This is a genomic window from Bradyrhizobium sp. AUGA SZCCT0431, assembly GCF_018131065.1.
Taxonomy (GTDB): Bacteria; Pseudomonadota; Alphaproteobacteria; order Rhizobiales; family Xanthobacteraceae; genus Bradyrhizobium.
Genome location: NZ_JAFCLR010000002.1, coordinates 149,432 through 163,069, shown reverse-complemented (window position 1 = coordinate 163,069; position 13,638 = coordinate 149,432). Strand labels below are relative to the sequence as shown.

14 protein-coding genes are annotated in these 13,638 nt (G+C 63.8%); 8 read left to right on the top strand and 6 right to left on the bottom strand.

Translation table 11 applies throughout. The annotated features are described in order from the left end of the window. Nucleotides 1–29 precede the first annotated feature (29 nt). The 3 genes from JQ567_RS02520 to glp all read right to left on the bottom strand — a co-directional run bounded on the left by JQ567_RS02520 (nucleotide 30) and on the right by glp (nucleotide 2,702). Nucleotides 30–269: a hypothetical protein gene (locus JQ567_RS02520; RefSeq protein ID WP_212437432.1), complete on the bottom strand. Its 240-nt coding sequence runs from the start codon at nucleotides 267–269 to the stop codon at nucleotides 30–32. 273 nt (nucleotides 270–542) lie between these two features. Further along, nucleotides 543–1,250: a transcriptional repressor LexA gene (gene lexA, locus JQ567_RS02515; RefSeq protein ID WP_192733386.1), complete on the bottom strand. Its 708-nt coding sequence runs from the start codon at nucleotides 1,248–1,250 to the stop codon at nucleotides 543–545. Between the two features lie 240 nt (nucleotides 1,251–1,490). After that, entirely contained in the window at nucleotides 1,491–2,702 is a 1,212-nt protein-coding gene (gene glp / locus JQ567_RS02510; protein WP_212437332.1) for a gephyrin-like molybdotransferase Glp, read from the bottom strand. A gap of 295 nt (nucleotides 2,703–2,997) precedes the next feature. On the opposite strand from glp, the gene JQ567_RS02505 reads away from it, so the two are divergent. The 3 genes from JQ567_RS02505 to JQ567_RS02495 are packed head-to-tail and all read left to right on the top strand — an operon-like array spanning nucleotide 2,998 to nucleotide 6,474. Continuing rightward, the gene (locus JQ567_RS02505) at nucleotides 2,998–5,037 is read left to right on the top strand and encodes a YadA-like family protein (RefSeq protein ID WP_212437331.1); all 2,040 of its coding nucleotides are present in this window, start codon (nucleotides 2,998–3,000) and stop codon (nucleotides 5,035–5,037) included. A gap of 43 nt (nucleotides 5,038–5,080) precedes the next feature. Further along, nucleotides 5,081–5,662 carry a hypothetical protein gene (locus JQ567_RS02500; RefSeq protein WP_249165178.1) on the top strand — a complete coding sequence of 194 codons (582 nt, stop codon included), beginning with the start codon at nucleotides 5,081–5,083 and terminating at the stop codon, nucleotides 5,660–5,662. 29 nt (nucleotides 5,663–5,691) lie between these two features. Beyond that, nucleotides 5,692–6,474: a hypothetical protein gene (locus tag JQ567_RS02495; RefSeq protein ID WP_212437330.1), complete on the top strand. Its 783-nt coding sequence runs from the start codon at nucleotides 5,692–5,694 to the stop codon at nucleotides 6,472–6,474. A gap of 25 nt (nucleotides 6,475–6,499) precedes the next feature. On the opposite strand, the gene JQ567_RS02490 is transcribed toward JQ567_RS02495, so the two are convergent. Then, nucleotides 6,500–7,126: an HAD-IA family hydrolase gene (locus JQ567_RS02490; protein ID WP_212437329.1), complete on the bottom strand. Its 627-nt coding sequence runs from the start codon at nucleotides 7,124–7,126 to the stop codon at nucleotides 6,500–6,502. Nucleotides 7,127–7,279: 153 nt separating this feature from the next. Between JQ567_RS02490 and JQ567_RS02485 the strand changes: the two genes are divergently transcribed. Beyond that, a complete protein-coding gene (locus JQ567_RS02485; RefSeq protein WP_212437328.1) occupies nucleotides 7,280–7,582 on the top strand; it encodes a hypothetical protein in 303 nt (100 codons plus the stop codon). Between the two features lie 69 nt (nucleotides 7,583–7,651). Then, complete coding sequence (locus JQ567_RS02480; RefSeq protein ID WP_212437327.1) at nucleotides 7,652–8,824, top strand: NADH:flavin oxidoreductase/NADH oxidase; 1,173 nt, start codon at nucleotides 7,652–7,654, stop codon at nucleotides 8,822–8,824. Between the two features lie 107 nt (nucleotides 8,825–8,931). On the opposite strand, the gene JQ567_RS02475 is transcribed toward JQ567_RS02480, so the two are convergent. Both JQ567_RS02475 and JQ567_RS02470 read right to left on the bottom strand, forming a co-directional pair. Continuing rightward, on the bottom strand, nucleotides 8,932–9,171 hold the full coding sequence (locus tag JQ567_RS02475; protein WP_212437326.1) for a PilZ domain-containing protein: 240 nt from the start codon (nucleotides 9,169–9,171) through the stop codon (nucleotides 8,932–8,934). 431 nt (nucleotides 9,172–9,602) lie between these two features. Then, the gene (locus tag JQ567_RS02470) at nucleotides 9,603–10,082 is read right to left on the bottom strand and encodes a GNAT family N-acetyltransferase (protein WP_212437325.1); all 480 of its coding nucleotides are present in this window, start codon (nucleotides 10,080–10,082) and stop codon (nucleotides 9,603–9,605) included. A 278-nt stretch (nucleotides 10,083–10,360) separates the two neighbouring features. Between JQ567_RS02470 and JQ567_RS02465 the strand changes: the two genes are divergently transcribed. The 3 genes from JQ567_RS02465 (at nucleotide 10,361) to JQ567_RS02455 (ending at nucleotide 13,597) form a co-directional block, all read left to right on the top strand. Further along, nucleotides 10,361–12,304 carry a cyclic nucleotide-binding and patatin-like phospholipase domain-containing protein gene (locus tag JQ567_RS02465; RefSeq protein ID WP_249165177.1) on the top strand — a complete coding sequence of 648 codons (1,944 nt, stop codon included), beginning with the start codon at nucleotides 10,361–10,363 and terminating at the stop codon, nucleotides 12,302–12,304. Between the two features lie 202 nt (nucleotides 12,305–12,506). Then, the gene (locus JQ567_RS02460) at nucleotides 12,507–12,830 is read left to right on the top strand and encodes a sigma factor-like helix-turn-helix DNA-binding protein (RefSeq protein WP_249165176.1); all 324 of its coding nucleotides are present in this window, start codon (nucleotides 12,507–12,509) and stop codon (nucleotides 12,828–12,830) included. A gap of 62 nt (nucleotides 12,831–12,892) precedes the next feature. After that, complete coding sequence (locus JQ567_RS02455) at nucleotides 12,893–13,597, top strand: GNAT family N-acetyltransferase (protein ID WP_212437323.1); 705 nt, start codon at nucleotides 12,893–12,895, stop codon at nucleotides 13,595–13,597. Nucleotides 13,598–13,638 lie beyond the last annotated feature (41 nt).

Below are 13,638 nucleotides of genomic sequence, written 5' to 3'. Positions count from 1 at the left end.
AAAGGCCGGCGTGCCCGATCACAAACGCGCTACGGCGGCTGCGGATCTTCGGGCATCGGCGGCAGCGGCAGTTCGAAGGCGCCGAGATGGAATTGCTCCCTTCCGTCGTCGGCAATCCCGGGCAGCGCGACCAGCGTGAACGCAGCTTCCGGATATTGCTGCCAGATCGCAAGATCTTCCGCCGTCACCGTCAGCCAGCCGAACCGGAGCATGTAGCGGCCCGGCTCGGTCACGAGTCCCGCCCTCTGCCAGGTGATCTTGGTGATCATATTGCTGACCACGTCTCGCCCCCCGGTTTTTGCGTCTTCGAGTCGAAGAAAACGCGTCAAACCACCATCCTCGCACGCACAGTTTTTGCCGCATTCTGGGCAATTGTGGGACGCGTGGCCCCATCGTTCTCCGTCAGGGCCGGGTACAGCCGTCCGAGGGACGGCGTCGCTTCCGCTCGCCTATGCCCGGCCATCCACGCGAAGGCGGCATGGCCGGCATGACGACTTCGGATAAGGAGTGACGCCACTGACGCCCGCGGAAGCGGGCCGCCCTCAGTACTTCCGGTACAGCCCGATCAGCTTGCCCTGAATCCGGACCCGGTTCGGCGGCAGGATGCGGACTTCATAGGAAGTGTTGGCGGGCTCCAGCGCGATCGAAGCGCCGCGGCGGCGGAAGCGTTTCAGGGTGGCTTCCTCCTCGTCGATCAGCGCCACGACGATATCGCCGGTGTCGGCGGTCTCGTTGCGCTGGATCAGCGCCATGTCGCCGTCGAGAATGCCGGCGTCCACCATGGAATCGCCGCGTACTTCGAGCGCGTAATGTTCGCCGGAGCCGAGCATGTCAGGCGGTACGCTGATGGTGTGGCTGCGGGTCTGCAGCGCCTCGATCGGCGTACCGGCGGCGATCCGGCCCATCACGGGAACGGCGACCGGACGGTTGCCGTCGTCCTCGGCGGGCGCGCTGGCGGCGCGGACCTTGCCGAGCGTGCCTTCGATGACGCTGGGGGTGAAGCCGCGGCGGCCGTTGCCGTTACCGGCTCCCGCAAGTTCGGGCAGCTTGATGACTTCGATGGCGCGGGCGCGGTTGGGCAGGCGGCGGATGAACCCGCGCTCTTCCAGGGCGGTGATGAGGCGGTGGATGCCGGACTTGGAGCGGAGGTCGAGCGCATCCTTCATTTCGTCGAAGGAGGGCGGCACGCCGGCTTCCTTGAGCCGTTCGTTGATGAAACGCAGAAGTTCATACTGTTTGCGCGTAAGCATCTCGAGCAATCCCCCGGTTGGCGCGTCGTAATTCGTGGTCGTTCAGTTTCGCGGTTCTTCAGTTTCGCGGTTCTCAGTTGCGAGTGCGGTCTCAAATTCGGAAGTCCAAAACTCCCGTTTGTAGACACCAGATCTCGAAACAAATCATGAACGGACACTATATGTTCGATACATGTTCCGCAACCACTTAATTTCAGGTGAACGCGCGCCGACTTCGCCCGAACAGGCCGTCGCCATGCGTCATTCCGGCAGGCGCAGGAACTCGCATGGCGCGCCTTTCGGCAGCGCCGGCGCAAACGGCGGACGTATCAAAAGCGCCCGTGCCGCAGCGAGATTTCCAAGCAGCGACGAATCCTGGTGGCTCACCGGCACCGCGATCAACGCACCGTCTTCGCGCGGCTCGAGCCGTGCGCGCAAATAGTCTTCGCGCTGGTCGTTGGCGGGAAGATCGCGGCCGAGCAGGGCGGTCTCACGCACGTGATGGATGGTTTTTCGGCCCGACAGCGCGCGAATCAGCGGCACCAGAAACAGGAAGCCGCAGACATAGGACGAGACCGGATTGCCGGGCAGGCCGATCACCCGCATCGCCCCGAGGCGCCCGTGCATCATCGGCTTGCCCGGCCGCATCGCGATGCGCCAGAACGCCATGGCGACGCCCTCGGCCTCCAGCGAGCGCTTGACGAGGTCGTGGTCGCCGACCGAGGCTCCGCCCATCGTAATCAGGATGTCGGCGCCCGATGCGCGGGCGCAGCGGATGCCCTCCGTGGTCGCCTCGACCGTGTCGGCGGCGATGCCGAAATCGACGGTCTCGGCGCCCTCGGCCCGCGCCAGCGCGCGCAGCGCGTAGCCGTTGGAGTAGACGATCTGACCGGGGCCCGGGATCGAGCCCGGCATCACGAGCTCGTCGCCGGTGGCGAGCACCGCCACTTTGGGGCGGCGATGCACGGCGAGTTCCGGATAGTTCATGCCGGCGGCGAGCGACAGATCGCGTTCGGTGAGGCGGCTTCCCCTGGTGAGCAGCACATCGCCCTCGCGGAAATCGGCGCCGGCGGCGCGGATATGCCGTCCCGGTTTGGCGGTTTCCGTGATCGTGATGTAGTCGCCGCTGGCGGCCGTGTCTTCCTGGATGATGACGGCGTCGGCGCCATCAGGGATCACCCCGCCGGTGAAAATCCTGACCGCTTCGCCCGGGGCCACCTTGCGTTCGAACGGGCGGCCCGCCGCGACCTCGCCGATCACCTTCAGCCGCGCGGAGAGATCGGCGGCGTCTGCCGATCGCACCGCATAGCCGTCCATCGCCGACATTGCCTGCGGCGGTTGCGTGCGGAGTGCGGCAAGGTCGCGCGCGAGCACGCGATGCCAGGCGGTGTCGAGTGCGACCATTTCCTCGGGCAAGGGATCGGCGCCCGCAAGGATCGCGGCCAGCGCATCAACAACCGGCATCAGGGCCACGGCAGTTTCTCCTCGATCGCGATCCAATCTGGATTCGGCCTGGGGAGCGATCGTGGGCGCTTTCATAACGGAGAGCGGTGGCGGAGGCAAAAGCGCGCCATCTTGTTGCTGAACGGCAACATCGTTCCGCAATCGCTCATGACATCAGGCGGATACCGCCGTGGACCGCGCCAGCGATTTGTTCACGTCTGCGATTCGGTTAGGGTTCCCTCGGATTGGGGTGTGGGCAGGCAAAGTTTTGGTCAGCCACGGGCTGGCTTGCACGAGCCGGTTTCGCGCGAATGCGGAGCGGACGATGACGGCGGCGATAGCGACGGCAACGGTTTCGGTATCCCCGCGCGGTGTGTTTTTTCCATCCGACCGCCGGGCGAGCCTGCTGGCGAGCAGCATGCTCTGCGGCGGGACCATGCGCAGCCTCGCGGCGGCAGCCGGGATGATGACTGTGCTCGGCGTCTCCCCGGCGTTCGCGCAATGCTACTCCACCGCGACAGGGCTGGCGGGAGACTGCACGGCCGCCGTTCCGACCGGCGCCGCCGCCACGGCCATCGGCTTCGGTGCCAACGCGAACGGAATCTTCGCGACCGCGTACGGGAACGGCGCGACCGCGAACGGCATCGCTGCGACCGCGACGGGTTCGAACAGCAACGCCACCGGCGATCACGCGACGGCGACCGGGCAGGACAGCGTCGCGAACGGCGGCGGGGCTACCGTAACCGGTCAGAACGCCAATGCCACCGGCAACTTTGCAACTGCAACCGGTCAGAACAGCCGTGCGATTGGCAATTTGGCAACGGCCACCGGTAACGGCGGATTCGCGAACGGCGATTTCGCTGCCGCCACAGGTGCGTTCAGCGCTGCGAATGGCACCAACGCGACCGCAACGGGCACGCAAAGCAGCGCCAGTGGGGACTTCGCGACGGCGACCGGCAGCAACGCCATCGCGAACGGCGCGCAGTCGACGGCGACCGGGTACAACAGCCAGGCGAACGGCGGTCAAGCCACGGCAACGGGCATGGCCAGTCAGGCCAATGGCGGTCAAGCCACTGCGACCGGCACCGGCAGTGTTGCGAACGGCGCTGCCGCGACCGCGACCGGCATGGGCAGCTTTGCCAACGGCGATCAGGCCTCCGCGACGGGCGTAAGCAGCCATGCCAACGGCCTGCAAACGACCGCGACCGGCTACGCCAGCACCGCGAACGGCGCCCAGGCAACCGCGACCGGGGTGTTCAGCGCCGCCAACGGTAACTTCGCGACGGCAACGGGCACCGGCGCCACCGCCACCGGCGACTTCGCCACCGCGACCGGCGGCTCCAGCACCGCGACCGGGGCCTTTGCCACCACCGCCGGGGCCTTTAGTTCGGCAATTGGCGCGGGCGCGACCGCGACCGGCACGAGCGCTTTCGCCAACGGCACCAACGCGACCGCGACCGGTCAAAGCAGCCGGGCAAACGGCGTCAGCGCGACCGCAACCGGGCAGGGCAGCATTGCCAACGGCGCCACCGCGAGCGCCTTCGGTCAAGGCAGCAACGCCACCGGTGCTTCGACCACCGCGATCGGCCAGGCCAGCCTCGCCAGCGCAACCGGAGCTACCGCGGTGGGCGCCAGTGCGCGCGCAACCGCGACCGGCGCGGTCGCCGTCGGCAACAATGCCGCCGCTACCGGCACCAACGCCATCGCGATCGGCAATGGCGCGGTTGCGACCGGTTCGGTCGCGGTCGGTGCGTTGGCCTCCGCCGCCAACGGCGGCGCGGCGTTCGGTGACGGCGCGGTCGCAACGGGAACGAATTCGACCGCGCTCGGCCCGAACAGCCAGGCGCTCGCGGCCAACTCGGTTGCGATCGGCAACGGCGCATCCACCAGCGTCGCCAACCAGGTCTCGATCGGCACCACCTCGAACACCTACCGGATGTCCGGCATCACGTCGGCGGCCAGCCTTGCGGCGCAAACCGGCCCGATCTCGTACGTGACGACGGACGCCGCCGGCCATCTGGCCGTGTCGAGCTTCAACGCACCGGATATTTCCGGTCTGCAGAACAATGTTGCAGCACTGCAGGGCAACGTCGCGGTCCTGCAGGGCGACGTCGCGACCCTGCAGACGCAGATGAGGCAGGCGTTCGAGGGCACCGCGGTCGCGATCGCGATGGGAGGCTCTGCGCTGCCGTCGGACAAGAAATTCGCGATTTCAACCAACTGGGGCACGTTCCGCGGGCAGAATGCCATGAGTCTGGGAGCTCAAATGCGGCTGAGCGACTATGTGGTCCTCAATGGCGGCGTTGCCGCCGGCTTTGCGCAAGGCGGCGTTGGCGGTCGCGCCGGACTGACGGTCGCGTGGTGACAACAAGGTGGTGACCGCAAAACATCATCGCTGGCGGGGTCTGATGATTGCGACCGTCATGGCGGCAAGCGTCTCCGCCGGTCATGCGCAAGCACCCGCGCAAGCGCCGAAACCGGCGCAGATCGACCGCAATGGCGTGCTGATGCTGGTCCGCTCGACGCTGCTGGCGCTCGACCAGGCCAACAAGACCGGCAATTACACCGTGCTGCGCGACATCGGCGCGCCCGGCTTTCAATCCAACTCGGCAGCGCGGCTCGGCGAGATCTTCGCCAAGCTGCGCAACGACAATCTCGATCTCTCCGGCGTCGCCGTGATCGATCCGCAGCTCAATCTGCTGCCGCAGATCGAGGCCAACGGGCTGCTGCATATGGCGGGCTTCTTTCCCTCGGTGCCGAGCCAGGTCAATTTCGATCTGTCATTCGCGCCGGTGAACGGGCAGTGGCGGCTGTTCGGCATATCGGTGTCGATCGGGCAGAGCGGGCCCGTCGCGCCGATGCCCGAACCGCCCGTTGCGCAAAAGCAGCCCGCTGCAAATGCCGCGAAACAGCCTGCGCCGGCAAAGTCCGCGCCCGCGATCAAGCTCGCGCCGGCGGACAACAAGCCGGCTGACCAGCAGCCCAGATAGCCCGGCCCGAATCCAGCGAGCGACGTAAAATGCTACCCGACGAGGCCTTGAGATCGATGAAGGTGATGTTCGCGACCCCGTGCTACATCTCGGCGGTCAGCATGCACTACGTCACCAGCATCTTTGAGCTCACCCATCACTGCAACCGGTTCGGATTGCAGTGCATCCTGCACATGCATTCGGAAAGCCTGATCACCCGCGCGCGCAACAACATGGTGCGCAAGTTCCTGTCCGACGAGACGCTGACCCATCTGTTCTGGATCGACTCCGACATCACCTTTACGCCGCAATCGGTCTGTCGCCTGCTGCTGATCGACCGCGATGTCACCGCCGGCGTCTATCCGATGAAGAATTTTAATTGGCCCGCCGCCGGCCTGCCGGCAGGCACGACGCGGGCACAATTCGAAGACCGCCATACCGAATATCCATTCAATCCGATCGGCCATGGCGCCGAGCGGGTCAGCTCCTATGCCGACGCCGACGGTTTCGTCGAGGTCGCGGAAGCGCCGACCGGCTTCATGTGCATCAAGCGCGATGTCTTCACGCGGATGATGGAGAAGTACCCAGAGCTGAAATACACGCCGGACGGGCCGCCGGGCCACCCCGAGGCACATCTGCACTGGCTGTTCTTCGACTGCATGGTCGATCCCGATTCCGGCCGCTACCTGTCGGAGGATTACGCGTTCTGCCGGCGCTGGATCGACATCGGCGGCAAGGTCTGGGTCGACCTGCAGTGCAAGCTGATGCATCTGGGGCAGCACAATTTCCGCGGCGACCTCGCCGAGAGCCTGCGTCTCCAGGGCCGGTGGTGATTTGCCGCGAGGGCAGACGTCGTTGCTAGATCCCGAGCGCGGCCAGCGCCTTTGCGACGTCGTCCGGCCCTGTCACATGCACCGCGGTCAGGCCGCGCGCCCGCGCGCCGTCGATGTTCGCGACGGAATCGTCGAAGAACACGATGCGGGAGGCGGGAACACCGATCGCCTTGACGACATGATCATAGGCCGCCGCGTCGGGCTTTCGAAGCCCGATCGTCGATGACAGGTAGATTTCGCGGAAATGGCCGAGCACGCCGGCATAGGCCTGGCTGAAATGCACGACATGCGCGTTATTGGTGTTGGAGAAGGCATAAAGCGGCAGGCGTTGTCCGGCGCGCGCCAGCGATACGGCGATATCGGGCATTTCGCCGGCGAAGATCGCGTTCCAGCCTTCCAGGAACTGGGCGTCCGATATGCCGATGCCGAGCGAGGTGCGCAGGCCTGCAAAGAATTCGGCGTCGCTGATCTCGCCCCGCTCGTGGCGATGCCAGGCGTCATTGGGCGAGAACCGCTCGACCAGGTGTGCGGGCTCGCAGCCGGCATGGCCGGCCCAGGTGGCCACCACCTTGCCGAAGTCGATATCGAGTACGACGCGTCCGAGATCGAACAGCAGCGCGTCAGCGGAGTTGGGGAGAAGCGGGGCGTTCATGCCAGACGTTTACAAAACTGCGCCGCTATGGGCAACGACTGGCTGCAGCCGGCGAAATGCGTGTTTTCGCGAGCAACTTCCGCCCAATCCAGCACTTAGGCCGGCGCGGGAGCTGTGCTAAGCGTTTGGCCGGAAAGTCCGGGGAGTGATCGCATGAAAATGATTGGCATCGTGGCTGTAATGGTCTTGCTGGCCGGGCCGGCGTTGGCCCAGCAGGCACCCGTTCAAAAATACGGGGAGCCGGACCAGGAAAAGACGCCGTCGGAGATCGCGGCGGCGAAGGAGGCCGAGCGGGCCTACAAGCGATCGCTGGGCAATATTCCCGAGCAAAAGAGCACGGATCCCTGGGGAACCGTGCGCAGCGACAATGCCGCCCCGAAAGCCGCCGCCAAGCCGCCCGCGAAGCCGAAGGCAGCCAAAACGGATACCAAGACCGAGACCACCGCAAAACAATAACAGGCATCCGCCGGCCGCTTGCCGGGACAGCGATGCCCAGGATTCCAGGGAACCGGCGAGGACGCAACAATGTCGAACACGTTGCTGTTTTCGCCGGTGACGATCCGCGGCATTGAGCTGAAGAACCGCATCGTGGTGCCGCCGATGCACCAATATTCCGCCGTGAAGGGCTTTCCGACCGACTGGCACCTGATGAACTCAGGCAAATTTGCCGCCGGCGGCGCGGGGCTTGTCGTCGAGTCGACCAAGGTCGAGCGCCGCGGTTGCGGCACGGTCGGCGATCTCGGCATCTGGGACGACGCCTTTGTCGAGCCGCTTGGCCGCCTCGTTACATTCATCCATCAGCAGAATGCGGTCGCGGGCATCCAGCTCGGCCATTCCGGCCGCAAGGCGCGCGCGACCCGGCCGTGGGAAGGCGACCGGCCGCTGCAGCGGACGCCCGAGATCGAGGATTGGGACGCCTGGTCGCCGGTGGCGCCGAGCGCGATTGCCCATAGCGAGAAATGGCCGGTGCCGAAGGCGCTGGAACGCCATGAGGTGAAAGACCTGGTGCAGGCCTGGGGCGAGGCCGCGCGGCGCGCCCATGAGGCCGGTTTCGATGTGCTCGAACTGCACGGTGCGCACGGCTATCTCGTGCATCAATTCTTGTCCGAGCGATCCAACCAGCGCACCGACGAATATGGCGGCTCCGAGGCCAACCGGATGCGCTTCATCACCGAGATCGCCGAAGCGGTGCGCACGCACTGGCCCGACCACAAGCCGCTGTTCGTCCGCCTGTCGGTGGAAGACAACGCCGGATGGGGACCGGAGCAAAGCACGCGGCTGGCGAAGATCCTCAAGGCCAAGGGCGTCGACGTCATCGACTGCTCGTCCGGCGGCATCACCGAGATGGCGCCGATCCTGGGCAAGGAAATCAAATACAGCTACCAGGTGCCGCTGTCGGACTATGTCAAACGCCACGCCGATATCATGACCATGGCGGTTGGCCTCATCATCCATGGCGACCAGGCCGAGCAGATCCTGCAGGACAAACAGGCCGACCTGATCGCGGTCGGCCGCGAAATCCTCAACAACCCGAACTGGCCGATGGACGCCGCCCTCAAGCTCGGCGTCGAAGGCCCGTTCCGCAACGTGCCGCCGCAGTTCGGCTACTGGCTCGGTACGCGGGCGAAGCGCGGCTTTGGCACGCAGCCGTCGACCTGGCAGAGCGGGCTGAACGAGGCGGGCGATAACTGTCGCTAACGGCCTTCCAAACCGAACGTGACACATCGATTGAGCGCACTGTCACCATCGTTGGCGCCGGCCGGCCCACGACGTGCGGCGGGTTGCACCGTGTTGGATGCGAAAGGCTAATCGAAGGCGACACCGATCCGGTATTCTTTCCGCCAAACAACGTGGCACGGCAGCTTGAGGCCATCTTCTGGCACAATCAATGTGAAGCTGTCAGGCACCCGGACGATATCGAATATCTCAAGCGCTGCTCCCGTAGCAGAGATATCGCGGATCATGCATTTGATCTTGTCGCCACCGTGATCAATCTTCGCGGGCTTGGCGACACGGAAGCGAGGCGCAATTCGAGTTTCGACCATAACCGGACTCTCCGGTTGAATATAAAGGATTCATCATCGGACTAAACGCCTGATGGTCGCGTCTTGGTTCTAGAACTTGATCTTTGTTCTAGAACTTGATCTTTGAATTTTGATATTCCTGACTCGTCAGGATTTCGCGGGCCGCGTCGCGCAGGTCTCTAATCATTTTGGCCGTTTCGTCCGCTGCTTTTCCAGTGGCTGTCCTGCTGTGCCCTTCGAGGCTATCCGCAGAGTCCTTCAGTAGATCAGAAATTCTCTTCAACTTAAGCATCGATTGGTCCAGCAACGAGATCAAATTTCTCGACAATAGAAACAATGCCCCAATGCGATCCAGCCTAACGTAGAAATACTGAGAGTTTCTTAACTGAAGGCAGCGCGGGTTCCGTCCTGTGGACAGTTTGAACCGTGGCTGGGTCCTGCCGCGATCCGCTTCACATCCGCTTCTCGAAGAACACACTCGCCGCAATGGATTGCGGCGCTTTCAGCGCGTAATCGCCAAACGCGGAACATTCCCGGAATCCGGTGCGTATATAGAGCCGCATCGCCGCGATCTGGCGTGTTCCTGTCTCCAGGCGCAACACGGGAAGTCCGGCGCCACGCACCTCGCCTTCGATGCGCGCGAGAATGGCGTCGGCAACGCCCTGGCCCCGCGCGGGGCCGCGCACAAACATGCGCTTGACCTCGGCATATTCAGGGAAGAGGGCGACGCCGCCGCAGCCCACCGCCGCGCCGTGACGTCGCGCGAGGAAGAAGCGGACATGCGGTTGAAAGATCGCATCGATGGAAAAGCCATGCCGCTGCTCCGGCGGATACTCCACCGCGAGCACGGCCTCGAGTTCGCCGATCAGCAGGCGCACCTCATCGGTCGCGGCCGGCGCAACTTCGATCTGCACGTCATCGCCGTTGCTCATCGGTGCTCCTTCTTAGACCCTTACGTTGGCGAGCTTAGCCCGGGTGAGCGCAGCGATATCAGGATTTCTTCAGATTCGTCCGAACAATCGCAACGAGATGCCGAAGATTGCAGGCGGCTTAACGCGATCGATCAAATGTCGAGCAATTGACATTACCGCCCACCTACCATGGTTGAACGAATCCGGTTGCGCGCCAAGCCACTTGAACGCTTTAGCTGCTATATGTCGACGCCTGAACAGGTCACCTGCGCCGCGCAGTCTCGACCGAGGAGAACATAATGGTAGATGGTGCCACCGCATCTGAGCCACCCTTCGTCCCCGACGCTCCCCTTCTCGCCGATGCCGCAACGCCTCCCGAGGCCTTCGTTCCCTCCGACGTCTCGATCTTCAGGATGCTGACCGCAGAACAGCGTCAGGAGATCCGGGGTTTCATGCGCGAGCTGGTCATTCTGCGCGGCGAAGAGCTTGTCGCGGAGGGCGATGCGTCGGACGCTTTCTTTGAAGTCGTGCGCGGCGCATTCACGGTGCAGCGCGCGGGCGACGAAGGGCTGATTGCCGAACTGGGGCCGGGCGATCTCATCGGTGAAATCGGCTTTTTTGGAAAGATCCCGCGGACGGCCACCGTAACCGCGATCAGGGATTCCTGTGTTCTCTCATTGTCGCGTGCCGCTTACAACAAAATCGCAACTGAAGCGCCCAGCATCGTTGGCTTCTTGCTTGAGGCGATGGCGCTTCGGGTGGCCGAGACGACGTCGCGCGTCGTTCCCAATCGACAACTTGCGCGCACGCGAACAATCGTGGTTCTGGAAGGGGGAAGGGAGCCGGTGCCGCCGCAGTTTTACGCGTTGCTGACGCAGGCTTTCGGCAACGCGGTCGTTGAGATCGTGACCTCCCAGCGCATCAATCAACTGTTCCCCGGACGGGATCCGGACGATGAAGAGATAACCGGCTGGCTGCATCGACTGGAGCAGGCATCCGATCTCGTCGCCTATTTTGGCGACCGGGAGCTGACGCGCTGGACCCAGAAATGCATCCGGCAATCCGACCAGGTCCTGTTCGTATGCAGGGGCAGGGCGCCGGACGATTCCCTGACCGAAGTCGAGGCCGCGGCGTCGACCTATCATCGAACCAACGAGCGGCGTCTCGTGCTCGTTCATGATGAGCGAAGCGGTGAAGTGCGCGGCACGGGCGCCTGGCTGAGGCGCATGCCCGTCTTCATGCATCACCACATATCGCTTCAGGACGACATCGATGTGCGGAGTCTGGCGCGCTTCCTGCTCGGGCGGGCGATCGGGTTTGTGGCGGCTGGCGGAGGAGGATTGGGGCCGGCGCACCTTGGAATCTACAAGGCGTTTCGCGAACGCGGCGTTGACTTCGATATCTTCGTCGGGACCAGCGTCGGGGCTGCCATGGTCGCCGGCTTCGCCAAGAACCTCGAAGCTGAAGATCTTGATCGAGGCACGGACGATATCTTCGTCAAGAGCCGGAGTTTCAAGCGCCCCACATGGCCGCGATACTCCCTGCTTGACCACAAGGCCCTCGACCGCGCGCTTGCGGAGGCGCTCGGCGCGGATTGCAACATCGAGGATTGCTGGAAGCCGTTTGCCGCCGTGGCAACCAATCTCTCCACCCAGGCCGGCGAAGTCATTCGTACCGGTTCGCTGTGGCAGGCCGTGCGGGCGTCGGCTTCAATTCCCGGCATCCTGCCGCCGTTCTATACCAAGGATGGCTCGATGCTGGTTGACGGCTGTCTGATCGACAACATCCCGCTCGCGCCGATGCACAATCTGAAGCGCGGACCCAACCTGGTGGTCCATTTTGGCAAGCAGGAAATCGAACGCTTCGAGGTGGATTACGATGCGCTTCCGGGACGCCTCAAGCTGATTTCCAGTCTGCTGCTGCCGTTTGGCAGAAAGCGCCTGCCAAGGGCGCCATCGGCGGTCAGCGTGCTCTGGCGCAGCCTGCTGGTGCATCAGCGCGTGGATTCGATTCCGGTGGGTCCCGCCGATTTTGTGATGCGTCCACCGACCATTCCCGGCGCCAAGGTCATGGAGTTCGACAACCACAAGCGCGTTTTCGAAGCGTCCTATCTGTGGGCGAAATCGACGCTTGAAAGCGCGGAAGGCGGCGATCAGCAAGCAGCACTACTCGCGATCCTTTCAAAGGGCTCGCCATTGCGCGCCGCTGCCGGCCGGACGTTCGCCGAGCTGGCCGCAAGCTGAGTTCAAGCGTCGCTTTGACGCCTGCATATCTATCATTTGAATAAAATTCATCCGGTTTGTGGGTTTCACCGCGAAAGCGAAACTGAAACCATTTTCCGTCCCACAGAACTAATCTCTGCAATTCACGAAGTCGTGCAGAAACGTTGCCTGCTTATGCGTCCGTTCCATCGCGTGAATGGAAGCGCAATCTAAGGAGACGATCATGCAAACGACTTTTGCCGAGACCAGCGCATCCGCCCGAGAGAATGGAATCTCCTGGCTGAACGAGGCCGGCATCGATCTGTCTCAGATGACGCTGCGGCTTGGCTGCGCCAGGACGAGCGTGGAGCTCGACCACTTTCTCAGGAGGTTGCTGCCGGCGCATCGCGAGGTGATCGAACTCGTCGACTTCGCGCTGAAGTCCGTCGAGGAGGCAAGCGAGATCATCGGCCTCCCGCAGGCGACGATCAAGACGCGCTTGTTCTACGCCCGCAAGGCGTTGGTCGACGTGGTCAGGTATCAGAGCAACGACCGCGTTGCGGCGTAGTGCGCTCCCGGGGAGGGCCCGACCTCCTCGACCATTCACGTATATTCACAGAGGAGCCGATCATGAATTCGATCGAATGGCTGCACAGCTCGATAAATGCGAATTGCAACTCTCCCGCGCTCGCACCAATGCTCCAAGGCGAAGTGCTCGACGTCGCCACGACCTTCGTAGCCACGGCAGCCGCGGCGGTTTTCGAAATTGTGCGGTTGCGGACCGGAAAGTCGGTGGTGATCCGCTTGCTTGAACCTGATGACCGCGAGGCGCTGCAGGCCTACTTCGAGGCGCTGTCGCCGGCCGCGCGGCGCAATCGGTTCACGGGCGCCAGCCATGGCCCTTCGGATCGGGAGCTGGATTTGTTGTTTCGTTCCAGCGCGGATAATCGCTTCGCTGTAGTCGCGGTGATGACGGTGAATGGCGTCGAAACGATCGTCGCCGAAGCCTGCTATGCGTTCGACCGGGCAACCGGCGGCCTGGAGTTCGGCGTTTCCGTCCACGATGACCACCGGGGCTGCAACATCGGCTCTGCATTACTTTCGAATCTCGAGCGCCTCGCAGCGGCATTCGGCGCCCGCCATATCTTCGGCGACACGCTGCGGACCAACAATGAGATGCAGGCGCTGGCGCGCAAGGCAGGCTTTGCCTTCGTCAATATGCCGGGCAATTGGTGTGAGCGACGCATGGTGAAGCCGTGCCTGGCGGCGTTGGGGACGATGCTTGGCGGCGTCATGCCGGGGTTCGGGGCGGCCGGAAAGCTGTCTGTCGCCTGATCCGATGCGATCGGCCTGAGGCAGGCCAGCCGCCGCGATGG